Below are 19940 nucleotides of genomic sequence, written 5' to 3'. Positions count from 1 at the left end.
GCCGAATCCACTTTGGGAACAGCCGCTTAGGATAGAAACCGGATTCGACTTCTCATCCTATCGGGCGGCAGCGAAAAGCGCCTCGCAATCGACATGGGTTTCCAGATGCGAGGCTATCGCGTCGAGCGCGCGCTCGATCTCGGCGCGATAGTCGACGCCCGCGCCCCTGACACCGAGGCTCTCCAGGAACTGCCTGCGGAAACCGTCGGCGGCGAAGATCCCGTGCAGATAGGTGCCCCAGACCCGCCCGTCCGGCGAGGCGGCGCCGTCGGCAACGCCGTCGATCGTCACCGGCGGGCGCAGGCAATCCGCGCCCGAGGTGCGGCCGAGATGAATTTCGTAGCCGGAAAGCGGCTCGTCGAAGGCCAGCGAATGCGCCGCCACGTTGCGCACCGTCTTTTCCGGCTCCAGCACGGTCTCGACGTCGAGCAGGCCGAGCCCTTCCGCCTCACGGCTCGCGCCTTCTATTCCCTGCGGATCGGTCACGCTTCGCCCCAGCATCTGGTAGCCGCCGCACAGCCCGACGACGTGGCCGCCGCGTCGGCGGTGCGCTGCAAGGTCGGCGTCCCAGCCGTTCTCGCGCAACATCGCCAGGTCGGCGATGGTCGATTTCGAGCCGGGAATGACCACGAGCCCGGCATCGCGCGGCAGCCTCTCGCCCGGCGGCACGAACACCACCTCCACATTCGCCTCGGCCCGAAGGGGATCGAGATCGTCGAAATTGGCGATCCGCGACAGCATCGGCACCGCGATCCGGAACGCCTTCTCCTCGCCGCGGCTCACCCGTTCGAGGATGACGGAATCCTCCGACGGCAGGAGCGCGGCCTCGCGCAGCCACGGCACGACGCCGAAGGAGCGCCAGCCGGTGAAGCGCGTGATCGCCTCGAGCCCGTCATCGAACAGCGTGACGTCGCCGCGGAACTTGTTGATCAGGTAGCCGGCGATCATCGCGCGATCTTCCTCCGGCAGGATGAGATGCGTGCCGGCGATCGCCGCGATCACCCCGCCCCGGTCGATGTCGCCCACCAGCACGACCGGAACGCCGGCCCGCGTCGCGAACCCCATATTGGCGATGTCGCGCGGCCGCAGGTTGATCTCGGCCGGCGAGCCGGCGCCTTCGACGACGACGAGATCGGCATCCTCGCGGAGCCTTTCCCAGGACTGCATGACGGCATCCATCAGCGTCGCCTTGAGACGCTGGTAGTCGCGCGCCCGCGCCTCGCCATGGACCCTGCCCTGCACCACGATCTGCGAGCCGATGTCGGATTGCGGCTTCAGGAGCACCGGGTTCATGTCGACCGTCGGCTCGACCCCGGAGGCGAGAGCCTGCAGCCATTGCGCGCGGCCGATCTCGCCGCCCATCGCGGAGCCCGGTATATCGGCCACGGCGGCGTTGTTCGACATGTTCTGCGGCTTGAACGGCTTCACGCGCAGGCCGCGGTTGCGCGCCAGCCGGCACAGCCCCGCCACCAGCAGCGTCTTGCCGACATCGGAGCCGGTACCCTGCAGCATGATCGCCCGCGCCATCAAATTCCAGCTCTCGACATCTTGCACCTTCCGTTGTCGCATCTCCGCACAACGTCTTTGCGGAGGCGGCGCATTGCACAGCCTGCCCAATGGTCTAAATTGCCGGTCGAGCACAAGCAATACGAGGCTGCGGCCTTGCGGGAGGTTGCCATGGATGCTGCGGCGGACGCCGGCGCGAGCCAGTTCGAGCTCAACCAGGATCAGCGCGCGATACAGGAGATGACGGCGGCCTTCGCCGCCGACCGGGTCGCGCCATACGCGCTCGACTGGGACAAGGAGAAATATTTCCCGGCAAACGTCGTCCGCGAAACCGGAACGCTCGGCTTCGGCGGCATCTATGTGCGCGAGGATGTCGGCGGCTCGGGGCTCGGCCGGCTCGACGCCGTGCTGATCTTCGAGGCGCTGGCCGCCGCCTGCCCGGGCTTCTCCTCCTTCATCTCCATCCACAACATGGCGTCGTGGATGATCGATATATTCGGCGACGAGGAGCAGCGCCGGCGCTTCCTGCCGCGACTGACCTCGATGGAATGGCTGGCGAGCTACTGCCTCACCGAGCCGGGCGCGGGCTCCGACGCCGCCGCGCTGAAGACGCGCGCCGTGCGCTCGGGCGGCGACTACGTGCTCAACGGCACCAAGCAGTTCATTTCGGGCGCCGGCGAATCCGACGTCTACGTCGCCATGGTCCGCACCGGCGAGGAAGGCCCCAAGGGCATCTCCACCATCGTCGTGCCGAAGGACGCGCCCGGCCTCTCCTTCGGTCCTAGCGAGAGCAAGATGGGCTGGCACATCCAACCCACCCGGCAGGTGATCTTCGAGGATTGCAGGGTGCCCGCGGAGAACCTTCTCTCCGGCGAAGGCAAGGGCTTCGGCATCGCCATGGCCGGGCTCGACGGCGGCCGGCTCAACATCGCCGCCTGCTCGCTCGGCGGCGCCCAGGCCGCGCTCGACAAGGCGCTCGCCTATGCCGGCGAGCGCGAGGCGTTCGGCAAGGCGATCGACCAGTTCCAGGCGCTGCAGTTCAAGCTCGCCGACATGGAGACCGAGCTGCAGGCCTCGCGCGTGATGCTCTACACCGCAGCTTCCAAGCTCGACCGCAAGGCGCACGACGCCTCGAAATGGTCGGCGATGGCCAAGCGCTTCGTCACCGACACCTGTTTCGACATCGCCAACGAGGCGCTGCAGATCCACGGCGGCTACGGCTACCTGCACGAATATGGCGTCGAGAAGCTGGTGCGCGACCTGCGCGTCCACCAGATTCTCGAAGGCACCAACGAAATCATGCGCGTCATCATCGCGCGGAATCTGATCGGGAGGTGAGGGATTAAGGGAGTAAGGGAGTATGTTCGGCAGCCCGCACGTTTCCGACAGTTCCCGTCGCCATCCAGGGACGGCTTCCCGACCTCTGCTCCCCTACTCCCTTAATCCCCTACTCCCCTAATCCCCTAATCCCCGGAGGAACCCATGACCACCATCGCATTCATCGGCCTCGGCAACATGGGCAATCCGATGGCCGCCAATCTCGTGAAGGCCGGTCATGCGGTGCAGGGCTTCGACCTCGTGCCCGAAAACCTGACCGTCGCGCGCGAGCACGGCGTAACGGTCATGGCCGATGCCATTGCCGCGCTCGAGGATGCGGAGGTGGTCGTCACCATGCTGCCGGCCGGCAAGCACGTCCTCGCCGTCTATGGCGAGATAATCGGCCAGGCGGCGAAGGGCACGCTCTTCATCGATTCCTCGACGATCGACGTCGATTCCGCGCGCAAGGCCCACGCGATCGCTTCCGAGGCGGGCATGCTCTCCATCGACGCGCCCGTCTCGGGCGGTGTCGGCGGCGCGGAGGCGGGCACCCTCACCTTCATGGCCGGCGGCTCGAAAGACGCCTTCGACAGGGCCGAGCCGATCCTGCAACCGATGGCCGGCCGCATCGTCCATTGCGGCGACGCCGGCGCCGGCCAGGCGGCCAAGATCTGCAACAACATGATCCTCGGCATCTCGATGATCGGAGTCGGCGAGGCCTTCGTGCTCGCGGAAAAGCTCGGCCTGTCGCATCAGGCGCTGTTCGACGTGGCCTCCACCTCGTCCGGCCAGTGCTGGTCGATCAACACCTATTGCCCGGTGCCGGGACCGGTGCCGACCTCGCCCGCCAACCGCGACTACAAGCCGGGCTTCGCCGCCGCGCTGATGCTGAAGGATCTGAAGCTCGCGCAGGAGGCGGCCCAGGGCGCCGGCGCGGTCACGCCGCTGGGTGCCGAAGCCATGCAGCTCTACGCGCTCTTCAACGCGCTCGGCCATGGCGGGACGGATTTTTCCGGCATCATCAAGTTCCTGCGCGGGGATGTCGGATAACGAGCCCTCCGTTAACCCAGAAAAATTAAAAATTTAGATTTGTTTAAGGTCTCGCTAACCACGCGGTAACGATGTCCCTGTAGAACGGACTGCGAGGCGGACGTCGCAAACCGTCTCGCTGCTCCGGAACAGGTATTGCGTACCGGAGCCGTAACCTTCGCAGCGTATAAGGTAGCGAAGCGCCTGCGTGATTTGGCAAAGCCGCGTTTCTCCCCGCCCGGAGAGCGCGGTTTTTGCTGTTTGGTCCGGAGATCGGCGAATGCATCTTGGGAAGAGAAGCTGGATCTATGCCGGCCTGCTGGCTTTCGTCGGCGGCGGCGCGATCATCGACTCGATCTGGCGGACCCATCTCTATTCCTACACCTGGAACGACCTCGTGCAGATGGTCGGGATCATTCTGCTGACCGCGTGGTGGCAGATCGAGGACGCGCGCCTTCGCGATGTCAAGCGCGGCGTCGCTGCGCGGATACTGACCGTGCTGCTCGTGCCGGTCGGCCTCGCCGTCTACCTCTACCAGAGCGGTCGCCCGCCCATGCGCGCGACCCTGGTGCTGGCGGGCTATATCGCAGGCTTCTTTCTCGCCGCCTCGGCGGGACTCCTCGTCGGCGACGAGATCCTGCGGCTATGGCGGCAGGGCTGACCTCGCTCAGCGCGGCGTGAACTGTTCGTCGACCGGCGGACGCAGGCCATTGGCGAGCCGGTTGGTTTCGTTGGCCATGCCCACCACGGCCATCAGTTCCATCAACTGCTCGTTCGACATGCCCTTGGTCCGCGCCGAGGCCGTGTGAGAGTAGGTGCAATATTCGCAGCCATTCGTCGCCGACACGGCGATATAGATCATCTCCTTGGTCAGCGGATCGAGCGCGCCCGGCGCCATTACCTGCTTGATGTCCTCCCAGGTGCGCTTGAGCAGTGCCGGATCGTGCGCCAGCACCTTCCAGAAATTGTTTATCCAGTCGGTGCCGCGCGTCCGCATGATGTCGTCATAGACGGCGCGCACGGGCTCCGGGGCGTTCTCGTATTCGACCAGCGGGACGATCGGGTTGGTGGCCATGAATGTTCTCCTCGACAATTCGGGTTCGCGGCAAAGGCTTACCTTCTTTGCAAAGCGCCGCAAGAGGCGGCGGTGAGGAGCACCCTGCCGGCCGACGTCGATCGCGGGCGGATACGTAGGCACCGCAACCAAATCCCCTCCCCCCTTTGTGGGGAGGGGTTGGGGGTGGGGGTAAATCCGCGCCGGGCAGCCGCTAGGCGCGCAGTTCCCGCTCCGCCAGCTCCAGCGCCTTGGCGATCCGCTCGGCGGCCATGTCGACCGTCTGCCTCGTCCAGATCAACGGCGGCGACAGGATCATCGTGTCGCCGGTGGCGCGCAGCATCATGCCGTTGGCGATCGCATGGTCGCGAACGGCCGCGGCCGCCGCCCCCTCGCCCGGAAAACGCTCGCGCGTCTCCTTGTCCTTGACGATCTCGATCGCGCCCATCAGGCCGAAGGTCCGCACCTCGCCGACGATGCCGCTTGCCGACAGCCGCTCCGTCAGCGCCTTGCGGAAATACGGGCCGGTGTCGTTCTTCACCCGCTCGATCAGGCCCTCCTTCTCGATGATCTCGAGATTGGCGAGCGCCACCGCGCAGGCGACCGGATGCCCCGAATAGGTGTAGCCGTGGTAGAATTCCCCGCCCTTCTCGACGATCGCGGAGGCGATGCGGTCGCCGACGAAGAGCGCCGAAAGCGGCTGGTAGCCGGAGGTGAGCGCCTTGGCCGTCGTCATCGTGTCCGGCTCGATACCCATCGACTGCGCCGCGAACCACTCGCCCGTGCGCCCGTAACCGGTAATCACCTCGTCGAGCATCAGGAGCACGTCGTATTTGCGGCAGATGCGCTGGACTTCCGGCCAGTAGCTCGCCGGCGGTATCTTGACGCCGCCCGCACCCTGGATCGGTTCGCCGATAAAGGCTGCGACCTTGTCGGCGCCGGCTTCCAGGATCGCCGTTTCGACCGCCCTCGCCGCGCGGATGCCGAAATCATGGTCGCTCTCGCCCGGCAGCGCCAGCTCGAACGCATAGGGCATCATGACGTGGACGATGTTGGGCACCGCCCCGCCGAGCTGGCCGTGCATGCCGGCCATGCCGCCGAGCGAGGCGCCGGCGACCGTCGAACCGTGATAGGCCATGTTGCGCGAGATCACGATGTTCTTCTCGGGCCTGCCCTCCAGCGCCCAATAATGCCGGACGAGACGCAGCGCGGTGTCGTTCGCCTCGGAACCGGACGAGCCGTAGAAGACCTGGCTCATGCCGGCGGGCGCGATCTCCGCCAGCTTCTTGGAAAGCAGCACCGGCGTCGGCGTCGAACAGCGGAAGAAGGAATTGTAGTAGGGCAATTCCTTCATCTGCTTGTAGGCGGCCTCGGCAAGCTCGTCGCGGCCATAGCCGACATTGACGCACCATAGGCCGGCCATGCCGTCGAGGATTTCGTTGCCTTCCGAATCGTAGATGAACGGCCCCTCGGCGCGCGTGATGATGCGCGAGCCGGTGTTGCGCAAATCCTTGTGATCGGTGAAGGGATGGAGATGATGCGCGGCGTCGATCGCCTGCAACTGCGAAAGCGAATAGTTCTGATATGTCATCTGGTTATGACCTCCGTTTGAATCGATCTGGCAAAAGCCGAAGCGAATTCAAACGAGAGCGGGTGGCGAATAGCCGATGCGCGCGCATAGCCGCAGCAATTCCGTGTGCCGCGTGCGCGGCGACGGCGTGACGGCCATCTGGCGGCGTCCGGAAAGCTTGCGGCCCATGTTCATGGTGTGAAGTGTAGCCGAGCAGGGAGGGAATGTTCAAGCGGCGGCGCTTCAGCCGAGCAGCCGCCCGATTCCGAAGCGTGAGATGTCGTGCTGCGTCTCGCCCTCTATCGCCAGATCGGCCAGCACCTCGCCGATCACGCTGGCGAACTTGTATCCGTGGCCCGAGCACGGCGAGGCGACCACGATCCGCCGGTCTTGCGGGTGCAGGTCGATGACGAAATCCTCGTCCGGCGTCTTTGTGTAGATGCATGTCTGCATCGCCGCGAGCGCGCCCGCGCCTGCCGGCAGGTAGCTCTCCAGGAAACGCCGCATCCGCGCTTCGTCCGCCGGCCCCGCGTCCTGCCGGGCCTCGTCGGCATGGCTCCAGACACCGCTGTCGTGGTGCGAGGCGCATTTGAGGCCTGCGCCGATATCGGGAAAGCCATAGGCGATGTCCTCCTCACCGTCGACGATGAAAACCGGCAGCGCCCCTAGCTTCACCGCCTCCGGGTCGTGCGCCCGGAACCAGCACAGCACCTGGCGCGTGGTCGTCAGCTTCGGCGCCAGCGCCGGCACCAGGTCGCCGATCCAGGCGCCGGCGGCGATCACCACCGAGGCGGCCTCGAAATCGCCGTCCCTCGTTCGAATTCGGATCGAGGACGGCCCCGGCTCGATTGCCGTCACCTTCGCCCCGAACGCGCTTCTCGCGCCCGCTTCCTCGGCCAGTCTCAGGTGAAGCTCGTTGCCGAGCTCGGGCCGCACGAAGCCGCCGTCCGGCTGCCAGACCGCCGAATAATCCCGCGGAAGCATGAACTGCGGATAGCGCCGGGCGATTTCCGCCGCGTCGAGGACCTCATGCGGCAGTCCGTGCAGCCGGCTTGCCGCGAGCGAGCCCGCGACGATCACGCTGCCGGGCCTTCCGATCTCCAGCACGCCGGTTTTGCTCAAGACGCTGCGACCGGTCAGCCTCTCCAGCTCGTACCAGCGCTCATAGGCAGCGCGCGCCAGCGGCACATAGGAGGGATGCTCGAAATAGCCGAGGCGGATCGCCCGGCTTTCGCCATGCGAGGAGCCGCGCGCATGGCCGCGCTCGAAGCGCTCCAGCCCGAGCACGCGCTTTCCCCGCCTTGCCAGGTCGCAGAGCGCCGCGGCCCCCATCGCACCCAGCCCAACCACCGCAACGTCGTAAACCATGCTCTCCTTCCGGGCATCCGCCCATGTCGCTTCTTTGGCGCTTCTGGTCGCCGCTTCATTAATGGCTGCCGGCACGTCAGTCCATTATGCGGGGCGAAAATGCAGCGATCCTCGGAGGCCGGAATGACGCAATTGACATCGCCGGACGAGATGACGGGCGGTACGGAGCGCAGCAGGCGCGGCGGCCGGGCGGGAAAGCGCGCCGGCGCCGGCGCGGCCTTCGAGCAGCCGCCCTTCCGGCAATTGCGCATTCCCTTCCCGCCGACGCAGATCGTCTCGGTGGACGAGCTGGAGGCGATCCACCTCGCCTCCCTGCGCGTCCTGAAGGAGATCGGCGTCGACGTTCTCCACGCCGACGCCCGGCGCATTATGAAGGAGCACGGCGCCGACGTCCGCGAAGGGTCCGAACGCGTCCGCTTCGATCCTGGCATGATCCTCGAACTGATCGCGCACGCCCCTTCCGAATTCACCGTGCATGCCCGCAATCCGGCGCATGATGTCCGCTTCGGCGGCGACAACATCATCTTCGCCCAGATGGGCTCGGCCCCCAACTGCTCGGATCTCGACGGCGGCAGGCGCCCCGGCAACCAGGCCGACTACCGCAATTTCGTCAAGCTGGCCCAGATGCACAACATCCTGCACACCACCGGCGGCTATCCGGTCGAGCCGATCGACGTCCATCCCTCGATCCGCCACCTCGAATGTATCCGCGACCTCGCCACGCTCACCGACAAGGTCTTCCACATCTATTCGCTGGGCCGCGAGCGCAATGTCGACGGCATCGAGATCGCCCGCATCGCCCGCGGCGTCTCGCGCGAGCAGCTCGTCGACGAGCCCTCCGTCTACACCATCATCAACACCAACTCGCCGCTGAAACTCGATATCCCGATGCTCGAAGGCATCATCCAGATGTCGTCCTTGGGCCAGGTGGTGATCGTCACGCCGTTCACCCTTTCCGGCGCCATGGCGCCCGTCACCATCGCCGGCGCGCTGGTCCAGCAGAACGCCGAGGCGCTTTCCGGCATCGCGTTCACCCAGATGGTGCGCAAGGGCGCGCCGGTCGGCTATGGCGGTTTCACTTCCAATGTCGACATGAAGTCGGGCGCGCCGGCCTTCGGCACGCCGGAATACATGAAGGCGCAGATGGTCGGCGGCCAGCTCGCGCGCCGCTACCGCATCCCCTACCGCACCTCCAACACCTGCGCGGCCAACACGGTCGACGCGCAGGCCGCCTATGAAAGCGTCTTCTCGCTATGGGGCGCGATCCAGGGCGGCGGCAATTTCATGCTGCACGGCGCCGGCTGGCTGGAAGGCGGCCTGCGCTGCTCCTACGAGAAGACGATCCTCGACATCGACCTCCTGCAGATGGTGGCCGAGTTCCTCACGCCGCTCGATCTTTCCGACGACGCGCTCGCCGTCGATGCGATCCGCGAGGTCGGCCCCGGCGGGCATTTCTTCGGCACGCCCCACACCCAGGCCCGCTACAAGAACGCCTTCTATGCGCCGATCCTCTCCGACTGGCGCAATTACGAGACCTGGGCGCAGGCCGGCTCGCCCACCGCGATCGAGCGCGCCAACCGGGTCTGGAAGGAGCGGCTGGCAAGCTACGAGAAGCCGCCCATGGACCCGGCGATCCGTGAAGAGCTCGACGAATTCGTCGAAAAGCGCATCGCCGAGGGCGGCGCGCCGACGGATTTCTGAGGGATCGATGTTTACGCGCCCCCCACGCCGTTTGAGGCAATGCGGATGACCGGACGCCCCCCACGCCGCCTCGCTACCGATGCCGTCGATCTCCGGTTCTCCCCCGCCCGCCTGCAACGGGCCGACCCGCTGAGTAAGAGTCAGCGGCTCGCGATCTCGCCTGAATCAACCTCTCCAGATCGGAGGCCAACCCCATGAAAACCCACGCAAAAGCTGTTGTGATCGGCGGCGGTGTCGTCGGCTGCTCGGTGCTCTACCACCTCGCCCGCGCCGGCTGGACCGAAATCATGCTGATCGAGCGCTCGGAGCTGACCTCCGGTTCGTCCTGGCATGCGGCCGGCGGCTTCCACACGCTCAACGGCGATCCCAACGTCGCCAAGCTGCAGGCCTACACCGTGCAGCTCTACAAGGAGCTGGAGGAACTTTCGGGCCAGTCCTGCTCGCTGCATCTGACCGGCGGCGTCATGCTCGCCGACAGCCCGGAACGCATGGATTTCCTGCGGCTGGCGCATGCCAAGGGGCGCTATCTCGGCATGGACACCGAGCTGATCACGCCGTCCGAGGCCAAGGCGATGTTCCCGCTGATGGACGAGACGAATTTCGTCGGCGCCATGTGGGACCCGGTCGAGGGCCATCTCGACCCTTCCGGCACCACCCACGCCTATGCCAAGGCAGCCAGGAAGCTCGGCGCCGAGATCGTCCTGCGCAACCGCGTCGTCGAGTTGACGCAGGAAGCCGACGGCACCTGGAACGTCGTCACCGAGCAGGGCACGGTGAAGGCCGAGCACGTCGTCAATTGCGGTGGGCTGTGGGCGCGCGAGGTCGGCCGCATGGTGGGTCTCGAGCTTCCGCTGCTGGCCATGGAGCACATGTACCTGCTGACCGAGCCGATGCCGGAGGTCGAGGCCTTCAACGCCGCCACCGGACGCGAGATGGTCGGCGTGCTCGACTTCAAGGGCGAGATCTACACCCGCCAGGAACGCAACGGCATCCTGCTGGGCACCTATGAGAAGGCGTGCAAGCCGTGGTCGCCGGTCGAAACGCCGTGGGATTTCGGCCATGAACTGCTTCAGCCCGACCTCGACCGCATCGCGCCGTCGCTGGAAATCGGCTTCAGGCATTTTCCGGGCATCGCCAATGCCGGCATCAAGCAGATCATCAACGGCCCCTTCACCTTCGCGCCCGACGGCAACCCGCTCGTCGGCCCGGTTCAGGGGTTGACGAATTTCTGGTGCGCCTGCGCGGTGATGGCGGGCTTTTCCCAGGGCGGCGGCGTCGGGCTCGCGCTGTCGAACTGGATGGTCGACGGCGACCCCGGCTTCGACGTCTGGGGCATGGACGTCGCCCGCTTCGGCGAATGGGCGAGCCTGCGCTACACCAACGCCAAGGTCCGCGAGAACTATTCGCGCCGCTTCTCGATCCGCTTCCCCAACGAGGAGCTGCCTGTCGCAAGACCGGCGCAGACGACGCCGCTCTACGACACGATGCTGGCGCAGAACGCCGTCATGGGCGATTCATGGGGCCTGGAGACGCCGCTCTGGTTCGCGCCCGAGGGCACCGGGCCCAGGGACATCGTCTCCTTCCACCGCTCCAACGATTTCGAGCATGTCGGCGCCGAGGTGCGCGCGGTGCGCGAGCGGGTCGGCGTCACCGAGATCGCCAATTTCGCCAAATACGAGGTGTCGGGACCGGGCGCCGAAGCCTTCCTCAACCGGCTGATGACCAACCGGATGCCGAAGAAAGGCCGCATCGTCCTCACCCCGATGCTGAACGAGTTCGGCAAGCTGATCGGCGACTTCACCATTGCCAACGCTTCAGGGCCGGCCGGCGACGAGCGCTTCATGATCTGGGGCTCCTCGGCCGCGCAGAAATACCACATGCGCTGGTTCGAGAAGCACCTGCCCAAGGACGGCTCCGTCCGCATCCATCGCTTCGACCAGACGCTGGTCGGCCTCGCCATCGCCGGCCCGCGGGCACAGGCGCTGCTGCAAAAGCTCGTCGATGAGGACGTTTCGACGAAATCCTTCAAATTCATGGATTTCCGCGAGATCGCGGTCGGCGGGGCGCCCTGCATGGTCAACCGCATCAGCTACACCGGCGATCTCGGCTACGAAATCTGGATGCAGCCGGCCTGGCAGCGCCTCGTCTATGGCGCGCTCAAGCAGGCGGGCGAGGAATTCGGCATCGTCGATTTCGGCATGCGCGCCCTGCTCGCCATGCGGCTCGAAAAGAACTTCCCGACCTGGTTTCGCGAGCTGCGGCCGATCTACGGGCCGTTCGAGGGAACGATGGATCGCTTCATCAGGCTGGAGAAGAATGATTTCATCGGCCGCGAGGCGGCGGCAAGGGAAAAGGCCGAGGGTCCGAAGCTGCGCCGCGTGTCGCTTGTGGTCGACGCGCTCGACGCCGACGTCATGGGCGACGAGCCGATCTGGGCGAAGGTCGGCGCGACCGATTACGGCACGGTCGAGAAGCCGCACGGCTACGGCGCGCCGCGCTTCGACGTCGCGGGCAAGGAGGCGCGCGGCTCCGCCGCCGCTCAGGGTGCTTCCGCCGTGCGCGGCATCGCCGACGGCGAATGGCGCGTGGTGGGCTGGGTGACGTCGGGCGGCTACGGCCACCACGTCAAAAAATCGCTCGCGCAAGGCTATGTCCCGGCAGCGCTTGCCGACGACGAAAGCGAGGGCCTGTTCGAGATCGAGATCCTCGGCCACCGCCGCCCTGCCCGCATCAATATCGAGCCGCTGTTCGATCCGAAGGGCGAGCGGATGCGCGCCTAGCGCGATGCCGGGCGAGATGGAATCGCTTACGCGGAGGAGCGCCCCCTCCAGCGCCTCCAGTGACAACCTGAAACAGCCCGGCACATGAAAAACGGGCGCGGCCTTGCCCGCCGCGCCCCAATCAATTTTCCGGCGTGCTCCGGATGGTCAGCCCGCCTTGCGGGCCGCCGCCGCCGTACCTTCCTCGTCCTGCATGCGCGAGAAATAATTGGCGATGAGCGCGCCGGAGATATTGTGCCAGACGCTGAACACCGCGCTCGGCACCGCCGCCAGCGGCGAGAAATGCGCGTTGGCGAGCGCCGCGCCCAGGCCGCTGTTCTGCATGCCGACCTCGATGCTGATCGCCTTGCGCTTGGCGAGCGACAGGCCGGCGAAACGCGCGGCGAAATAGCCGAGCGCGAGGCCGAAGCCGTTGTGCAGCACCACCACCGCGAAGATCAGCAGGCCCGACTGGGCGATGGCCGCCTTGTTGACTGCCACCACGGCCGCGACGATCAGCACGATGCCGACCACGCTGACCAGCGGAAGCATCGGCACGGCCGCCTTGACCACGTTCGGCATGATCTTCTGAAGCGCGAAGCCGAGCGCCAGCGGCACCAGGATCACCTTGACGATCGACAGGAACATGCTCATCGCGTCGACCGGCAGGTACTGGCTGGCGAAGAGCCAGACGAGGAAGGGCGTGACGACGGGCGCCATCAGCGTGGTGACGCTGGTGCAGGCCACGCTCAGCGCAACGTCGCCCTTCGAGAGATAGGTCATCACGTTGCTCGCCGTGCCGCCCGGGCAGCAGCCGACCAGGATGACGCCCGCCGCCACTTCCGGCGACATCGGAATGACGCGGGTGAGCAGCACCGCCAGAAGCGGCATGATGAGGAATTGCGAGAGCACGCCGATGCCGACGTCGAAGGGCCGGCGGGCCACTTCGCTGAAATCCTTGGCCGAGATGGTCAGGCCCATGCCGAACATGATGATGCCGAGCAGCACCACGATCCACGGCGCGAAGATGCTGAAGGTCGACGGCAGGACGAAGCCCAGCGCGGCGAACACGATCACCCAGACGGCGAAGGTGCGGCCGACGAATTCTGAGAACGCAACGATGCTTTTCACGGGATCCACTTCCTTGAAAAAATGTTGGGGAAGCCGCCCCTGGACGGGACAGAAAGTTGCGCGTTTTTCACGCCAAATTAACGGATTGGCAAGTCCGAAGCGGCCGGAACGACATTTTTTATAGGTGACTTAAGGTAAGCCGCCAAACAAACGGCCGGGCCATCGCCCTCTCCGGGAAGGGCGTGGAAGATTTTCCGTTGGGATCGCTTCGGCAAGGGCCTGGAGCATGTCTTTCGAAAGCGGCATCCGCTTTCGAAAGACATGCGTGAAAACAAGGGCCTGGGCGCGGTCGGGGACCTGAAGGGTCGCGTCGCGCCTTAATGTGTCGGAGCAATCCGCGGAATGTCGTCGAAGGAGAAGCCGTAGACGGCGACCGCCACGTAGAAGGCGCCGAAGATCAGTCCGGAGACGATGGTCGTGCGGATGATCGCCCTCAGCATGTGCGGGCCCTTCGGCGCGCTTGCCGTCGTGCCCAGCGTCACCTCGCCCTCCTCGTCCTGCGTGCGCAGGCCGAATGGCAGCATGGCGAACAGCACCACCCACCAGAAGATGAAATAGATCGCGAAGATCGATATCCAGCTCATCCTAGACCTGCTCCAGCTCGACGAGCGTGCCCATGAAATCCTTCGGATGCAGGAACAGCACCGGCTTGCCGTGGGCGCCGATCTTCGGCTCGTCGTCGCCGAGCACCCTCGCGCCCGCCGCCTTCAGCTGCTCGCGCGCGGCCACAATGTCCTCCACCTCGTAGCATATATGGTGCATGCCGCCCGAGGGGTTCTTCTCCAGGAAGCCGCGGATCGTCGAATTCTCGCCCAGCGGCTCGAGAAGCTCCACCTTGGTGTTGGGAAGCTCCACGAACACCACCGTCACGCCGTGTTCCGGCAGCGCCTGCGGCGCCGACACCCTGGCTCCCAGCGTATCGCGATAAAGCGCGCTCGCCGCCGCGAGGTCTGGCACCACGAGGGCCACATGGTTGAGACGTCCGAGCATGTCCGCGCTCCCGTTTTCCCAAAACCCTACCGCGTGACGAACACCGTCACGATCGGCTTCTTGCCCCAGGCATCGTTCGCGGCCGAGCGTACCGCGCGGCGCACCGATTCCTGGACGAGATCGAGGTCTTTTCGCCGAACCCGGGGGATGCTTTCAACCGCGCCTATCGCCGCATCCAGCATGATCTCCTCCAGCGGCTCGCCGACAGCGTCCTCCTCCGGCAGGCCGATGGCGACGAGGTCGGGATCGCCGGCGATTTCATAGCGGTCGTCGAGCACGACATTGACGGCGACATGACCGGCGAAGGAGAGCTTGCGGCGGTCGCGCACGCCGATCTCCTGGTCGGTGCCGATCAGCTTGCCGTCCTTGAAGATGCGGCCGAACGGCACCTTGTCGACGATCTGCGCGCCGCCGGGCGCAAGGCGCAGCATGTCGCCGTTGCGCACCTGCGCCACTTCCGGAATGCCGGCGCCGGCGCCGAGCGAGCCATGCGCGACGAGATGCGCCGCCTCGCCATGCACGGGAACGAGGATGCGCGGCCGCACCCATTCATACATCCGCTTCAATTCGTTGCGGCGCGGGTGGCCGGAAACGTGCACCAGCGCGTCGGTATCCTCGATGATCTTGATGCCCTGCTCGATCAGCAGGTTCTTGGTCTCCAGGATCGCCTTCTCGTTGCCGGGAATGACGCGCGAGGAATAGACCACCGTGTCGCCGGGCGACAGCGCCACGTGCTTCATCTCGTCGCGCGCGAGCTTGGCGAGCGCCGCGCGCGGCTCGCCCTGGCTGCCGGTGCACAGGATCACCAGGTTCTCGCGCGGAATGAAGCCGTAATCCTCCTCCGAGATGAATTCCGGCAGGCCGTCGAGATAGCCGAGCTCGGTCGCCACGTCGATGACGCGCTTCAGCGAGCGGCCGAGCACCAGCACCTGGCGGCCGGCATCGCGCGCCGCCTCCGCGATCGAGCGGATGCGGCCGACATTGGACGAGAAGGTGGTGACGGCGACGCGGCCGGATGCGGCCTCGATGACGCCGCGCAGCCCCTCGCCCACCGCCTCCTCGGAAGGCGAATCCCCTTCCCGCATCGCATTGGTCGAATCGCAGACCAGCGCCAGCACGCCCTCCTCGCCGAGCGCGCGGAAACGCGTCTCGTCGGTCATCGGGCCGATGGTCGGGGCCGGGTCGATCTTCCAGTCGCCGGTGTGGACCACCGTGCCGAGCGGCGTGCGGATCGCCAGCGAGACCGGCTCGGGTATGGAATGGGTCACCGCGACCGCCTCGATGTCGAAGGGTCCGACGCGGAAACGCTCGCCGGCACGGTAGATCTCGACCGGCACCTTCGCCGAGCCCGGCTCAGACTGGCGCTTGGCCTCCATGAGGCCGGCGGTGAACGGCGTCATCCACACCTTCGCCTTGAGCTTCGGCCAGAGGTCGAGCAGCGCGCCGTAATGGTCCTCGTGGGCATGCGTTATGACGATGCCGCGCAGGCGGTCGAGGCGCTCCTCGATGAAGCGCGCGTCCGGCAGCACGAGGTCGACGCCCGGCAGCGTCAGGTCTGGGAAGGTCACGCCGCAATCGACGACGATCCACTCGCGCGCTTTGGCCGGGCCGAGGCCGTAAAGGGCGAAATTCATGCCGATCTCGCCGACGCCGCCCAGGGGGCAGAAGACCAGTTCCGCGTCCTCGTTCTTCGCCATGCCCTCTCCTTCTCCGATAGATGCTAGCCGCGCGACGAGGCGACCGCCCCGAAATGGACGTCGCCGGCGGCGATGCTTATCCTGTTGCCGTCCTCCTCGCGAATGACGAACCGGCATTCCTCGTCGATCGTCTCGAATACGCCTCTTACCACACGTCCGTCCACTTGCACGGCGACTTCGGAGCCGAGCCCCGCCGCCCGCTCCAGCCAGCGCCGCCTTATCGCGTCGAGACCCCTGCCCTCGTTCCACAGCCGGCTGTTTTCCACCCAGGCGTCGGAGAGCGCCAGGAACAGCGTCTCGGCGTCGCATGTGGCGCCAAGCGCCTGCAGCGAGATCGTCGGATAGGGCGTGCCCTCCGGATGGGCGACGACGTTGACGCCTATGCCGATCGCGAGCGCGTAGCGCTGCTCGCCGAGCATGGCGGATTCGAGCAATATTCCGGAAAGCTTCGCGCCGTCGGCCAGCACGTCGTTCGGCCATTTGAGCTCGAAGCGCCCGCCGCCGAGCGGCGTGCCGCCGTCGACGCCGACCGATATCCGCTTGCCTGGCACCACCGCGTCGAGCGCGTCGGCGAGCGACAGCCCCGCGACGAAACCCAGCGTGGCGGAGGTCTTCAGCTCGAATTCCGGAACGAGCAGCAGCGTGGCGGCAAGATTGCCTTCCGGCGTTTCCCAGGCCCGGCCGCGCCGTCCGCGGCCGCTTTCCTGCCGCTTCGAGACGAGCCAGAGGCGGCCCGGATCGCCGGCCTGCGCCCGCTCCAGCGCGAGCGCGTTCGTGGATCCGACCTTCGCGAACGCCTCGACCCGGTATCCTTCCGCGACTGCCGTCGGCGCGAGCGCGAATCCCATTCCGGCGTCAGAAGAAGCTTTTGGCCGCGGCTTCCGCCATGCGTCCGACCGGCCCGCCGATCAGCACATAGAAGAGCACGAAGGCGCCCGACAGGCCCAGCACCAGCCGGAGCTCGCCGGCCATGGGCTGGAAGCCGCCCACGGGCTCGTCGAACCACATGATCTTGATGATGCGCAGATAGTAGTAGGCGCCGACCACCGAGGCGAGGACGCCGATCACGGCGAGCGTGTAGAGCTCGGCGTTGATCGCCGCCATGAAGACGTACCACTTGGCGAAGAAGCCCGCGAGCGGCGGAATGCCGGCCAGCGAGAACATCAGGATCGTCAGGATCGTCGCCATCATCGGGTTGGTGTTGGAAAGGCCGGCGAGATCGTCGATCTGCTCGATGTTCCCTTCCTTGCGGCGCATGGCGAGGATGAAGGCGAAGGTGCCGAGCGTCATCACCAGGTAGATCAGCATGTAGATCGCGACGCCGCGCACGCCGGCTTCCGTGTTCGCCGCCAGGCCGACGAGCGCATAGCCCATGTGGCCGATCGACGAATAGGCCATCAGCCGCTTGATGTTGCGCTGGCCGATCGCCGCGAAGGCGCCGAGCAGCATGGAGGCGATCGAGATGAAGACCACGATCTGCTGCCAGTCGAGCGCGATCGGCTCGAAGGCGCCCATCGTCACCCGCACCAGCATCGCCATCGCCGCCATCTTCGGGGCAGCGGCCATGAAGGCCGTCACCGGCGTCGGCGCGCCTTCATAGACGTCCGGCGTCCACATATGGAACGGCACGGCCGAGATCTTGAAGGCGAGGCCGGCCAGCACGAAGACCAGGCCGAACACGAGGCCGAGCTGGCGTTCGGCGCCCGAAAGCGCGCCCGCGATCGTTTCGAAGCTGGTGCTGCCGGTATAGCCGTAGACCAGCGAGATGCCGTAGAGCAGCATGCCCGAGGAGAGCGCGCCGAGGACGAAATATTTCAGGCCGGCCTCGGTGGCGCGCAGGCTGTCGCGGTTGATCGCGGCCAGCACGTAGATCGCCAGCGACTGCAGCTCCAGGCCGAGATAGAGCGTCAGCATGTCGTTTGCCGAGATCATCAGCATCATGCCGAGCGTCGACAGGAGGATGAGCACCGGGAATTCGAACTTGTCGAACTTCTCCGCCTTCGCGAAGCCGACCGACATCACCAGCGTGACGACCGAGCCGAGCAGCGACAGGAGCTTCATGAAGCGCGCGAAGGGATCGCTCACGAAGGCGCCGCCGAAGGCCTCGCCATGGCCGGTGAAGAGCAGCATCCAGCCGCCGACGCCGATCAGGATCGCGACCGCGAGCCCGGTCACCGTGGTGTTGGCGCGCTCGCCGGAGAAGACGCCGACCATCAGCAACGCCATCGCGCCAATCGCGAGGATGAGCTCCGGCGTCACAAGGGTCAGGCTGGTGGAGAGATCTGCCGTCATGGTCTGATCCGGGCTTCTTTACTGCGCCGCCGCGGCCTGTGTGGCCTCGATCGACAGGGTGACATTGTTGATGAGCGCGTTCACCGACGCGGTGGTCACGTCGAACACCGGCGACGGGTAGACGCCGAAGAAGATGACGAGCAGCACCAGCGGGTAGATGATCGCCTTCTCGCGCGTCGAAAGGTCGAGCATGCCCTTCAGGCTTTCCTTGGTCAGCGCGCCGAACACCACCCGGCGGTAGAGCCAGAGCGCATAGGCGGCAGACAGGATGACGCCGGTCGCCGCGAACAGCGCGGCCCAGGTGTTGACCTTGAAGACGCCGAGAAGCGTCAGGAACTCGCCGACGAAGCCGCTCGTGCCCGGCAGGCCGACATTGGCCATGGTGAAGATGAGAAACACCACCGCGTATTTCGGCATGTTGTTGACCAGGCCGCCATAGGCGGCGATTTCGCGGGTGTGCATGCGGTCGTAGACCACGCCCACGCAGAGGAACAGCGCGCCCGAGACGAGGCCGTGCGACAGCATCTGGTAGATGCCGCCCTGGATGCCTTCCGCGTTCATCGCGAAGATGCCCATCGTGACGTAGCCCATGTGGGCGACCGACGAATAGGCGATCAGCTTCTTCATGTCGTCCTGCATCAGCGCCACCAGCGAGGTGTAGACGATGGCGATGACGGAGAGCGTGAAGACCAGCGGCTGGAAATAGAGCGAGGCGTCCGGGAACATCGGCAGCGAGAAGCGCAGGAAACCGTAGCCGCCCATCTTCAGGAGGATGCCCGCCAGGATCACCGAGCCTGCCGTCGGCGCCTCGACGTGGGCGTCGGGCAGCCAGGTATGCACCGGCCACATCGGCATCTTCACCGCGAAGGAGGCGAAGAAGGCGAGCCACAGCCACGTCTGCATCGAGACCGGGAAATCGTGCTGCAGCAGGGTCGGGATGTCGGTGGTTCCGGCCTGCCAGAACATCGCCATCACGGCGAGCAGCATGAGGACCGAGCCGAGCAGCGTGTAGAGGAAGAACTTGAAGCTCGCATAGACGCGCCGCTTGCCGCCCCACACGCCGATGATGATGAACATCGGGATGAGGCCCGCCTCGAAGAACACGTAGAAGAGCACGATGTCCAGCGCGCAGAACACGCCGATCATCAGCGTTTCCAGGATCAGGAACGCGATCATGTATTCCTTGACGCGCTTCTCGATCGCCACCCAGCTCGCCAGGATGCAGAGCGGCATCAGGAAGGTCGTCAGGATGACGAACAGCATCGAGATGCCGTCGACGCCCATGTGGTAGGAGATGCCGGAATCCAGCCACTCCATCTTCTCCACCATCTGGAAGCCGGGCTCGGAATTGTCGAAGCCGATCCAGATGAACAGCGAAAGCAGGAAGGTGAACACCGTCGTCAGAAGCGCGACGTTGCGGATGTTTCGGCCCGCGGCTTCGTTGTCGTTCCTGATCAGCAGGATCAGGAACGCGCCGACCAGCGGCAGGAACGTGACGGTCGAGAGAATAGGCCAGTCGGTCATGG

Annotated in this window: 16 protein-coding genes; 5 read left to right on the top strand and 11 right to left on the bottom strand. The window is 65.9% G+C overall.

The genetic code is table 11. The annotated features are described in order from the left end of the window. Positions 1–57: 57 nt before the first annotated feature. Complete coding sequence (locus XW59_RS09205; protein WP_137327004.1) at positions 58–1527, bottom strand: cobyric acid synthase; 1470 nt, start codon at positions 1525–1527, stop codon at positions 58–60. A 150-nt stretch (positions 1528–1677) separates the two neighbouring features. On the opposite strand from XW59_RS09205, the gene XW59_RS09200 reads away from it, so the two are divergent. From XW59_RS09200 to XW59_RS09190, 3 genes are all read left to right on the top strand, one after another. Beyond that, positions 1678–2844: an isobutyryl-CoA dehydrogenase gene (locus XW59_RS09200; RefSeq protein WP_047144949.1), complete on the top strand. Its 1167-nt coding sequence runs from the start codon at positions 1678–1680 to the stop codon at positions 2842–2844. Positions 2845–2988: 144 nt separating this feature from the next. Further along, positions 2989–3873, top strand: coding sequence for a 3-hydroxyisobutyrate dehydrogenase (mmsB, locus tag XW59_RS09195; RefSeq protein ID WP_047144663.1), 885 nt, complete (start codon positions 2989–2991; stop codon positions 3871–3873). A gap of 259 nt (positions 3874–4132) precedes the next feature. Continuing rightward, entirely contained in the window at positions 4133–4513 is a 381-nt protein-coding gene (locus XW59_RS09190; RefSeq protein WP_047144662.1) for a hypothetical protein, read from the top strand. A 6-nt stretch (positions 4514–4519) separates the two neighbouring features. On the opposite strand, the gene XW59_RS09185 is transcribed toward XW59_RS09190, so the two are convergent. The 3 genes from XW59_RS09185 to solA form a co-directional block, all read right to left on the bottom strand. Beyond that, a complete protein-coding gene (locus XW59_RS09185; protein ID WP_047144661.1) occupies positions 4520–4927 on the bottom strand; it encodes a carboxymuconolactone decarboxylase family protein in 408 nt (135 codons plus the stop codon). Between the two features lie 193 nt (positions 4928–5120). Then, positions 5121–6497, bottom strand: a complete 1377-nt coding sequence (locus XW59_RS09180; RefSeq protein WP_047144660.1) for an aspartate aminotransferase family protein — start codon at positions 6495–6497, stop codon at positions 5121–5123. Between the two features lie 222 nt (positions 6498–6719). After that, positions 6720–7844 carry an N-methyl-L-tryptophan oxidase gene (solA, locus tag XW59_RS09175; protein ID WP_047144659.1) on the bottom strand — a complete coding sequence of 375 codons (1125 nt, stop codon included), beginning with the start codon at positions 7842–7844 and terminating at the stop codon, positions 6720–6722. A gap of 123 nt (positions 7845–7967) precedes the next feature. Between solA and XW59_RS09170 the strand changes: the two genes are divergently transcribed. Both XW59_RS09170 and XW59_RS09165 read left to right on the top strand, forming a co-directional pair. Next, positions 7968–9545, top strand: coding sequence for a trimethylamine methyltransferase family protein (locus tag XW59_RS09170; protein WP_047144658.1), 1578 nt, complete (start codon positions 7968–7970; stop codon positions 9543–9545). Positions 9546–9739: 194 nt separating this feature from the next. Next, entirely contained in the window at positions 9740–12325 is a 2586-nt protein-coding gene (locus XW59_RS09165; protein ID WP_047144657.1) for an FAD-dependent oxidoreductase, read from the top strand. A 147-nt stretch (positions 12326–12472) separates the two neighbouring features. Here the strand turns inward: XW59_RS09165 and XW59_RS09160 are convergent, their stop codons facing one another. From XW59_RS09160 to XW59_RS09130, 7 genes are all read right to left on the bottom strand, one after another. Next, positions 12473–13435, bottom strand: a complete 963-nt coding sequence (locus tag XW59_RS09160; RefSeq protein WP_047144948.1) for a bile acid:sodium symporter family protein — start codon at positions 13433–13435, stop codon at positions 12473–12475. A gap of 317 nt (positions 13436–13752) precedes the next feature. Then, a complete protein-coding gene (locus XW59_RS09155) occupies positions 13753–14019 on the bottom strand; it encodes a DUF1467 family protein (RefSeq protein WP_047144656.1) in 267 nt (88 codons plus the stop codon). A gap of 1 nt (position 14020) precedes the next feature. Further along, the gene (gene mce / locus XW59_RS09150) at positions 14021–14425 is read right to left on the bottom strand and encodes a methylmalonyl-CoA epimerase (RefSeq protein ID WP_047144655.1); all 405 of its coding nucleotides are present in this window, start codon (positions 14423–14425) and stop codon (positions 14021–14023) included. Positions 14426–14451: 26 nt separating this feature from the next. Beyond that, complete coding sequence (locus XW59_RS09145) at positions 14452–16122, bottom strand: ribonuclease J (protein ID WP_047144654.1); 1671 nt, start codon at positions 16120–16122, stop codon at positions 14452–14454. Between the two features lie 23 nt (positions 16123–16145). After that, entirely contained in the window at positions 16146–16970 is an 825-nt protein-coding gene (locus tag XW59_RS09140) for a biotin--[acetyl-CoA-carboxylase] ligase (protein WP_047144653.1), read from the bottom strand. 7 nt (positions 16971–16977) lie between these two features. Further along, a complete protein-coding gene (gene nuoN / locus XW59_RS09135; protein ID WP_047144652.1) occupies positions 16978–18414 on the bottom strand; it encodes an NADH-quinone oxidoreductase subunit NuoN in 1437 nt (478 codons plus the stop codon). A gap of 18 nt (positions 18415–18432) precedes the next feature. Further along, entirely contained in the window at positions 18433–19938 is a 1506-nt protein-coding gene (locus tag XW59_RS09130; protein ID WP_047144651.1) for an NADH-quinone oxidoreductase subunit M, read from the bottom strand. Between the last annotated feature and the right edge of the window lie 2 nt (positions 19939–19940).

The organism is Aquamicrobium sp. LC103 (genome assembly GCF_001014615.2).
In the GTDB taxonomy this organism is placed as follows: Bacteria; Pseudomonadota; Alphaproteobacteria; order Rhizobiales; family Rhizobiaceae; genus LBCQ02.
Note: the sequence above shows the minus strand (reverse complement) of the source record. Positions and strands in the feature narration are given on the sequence as shown.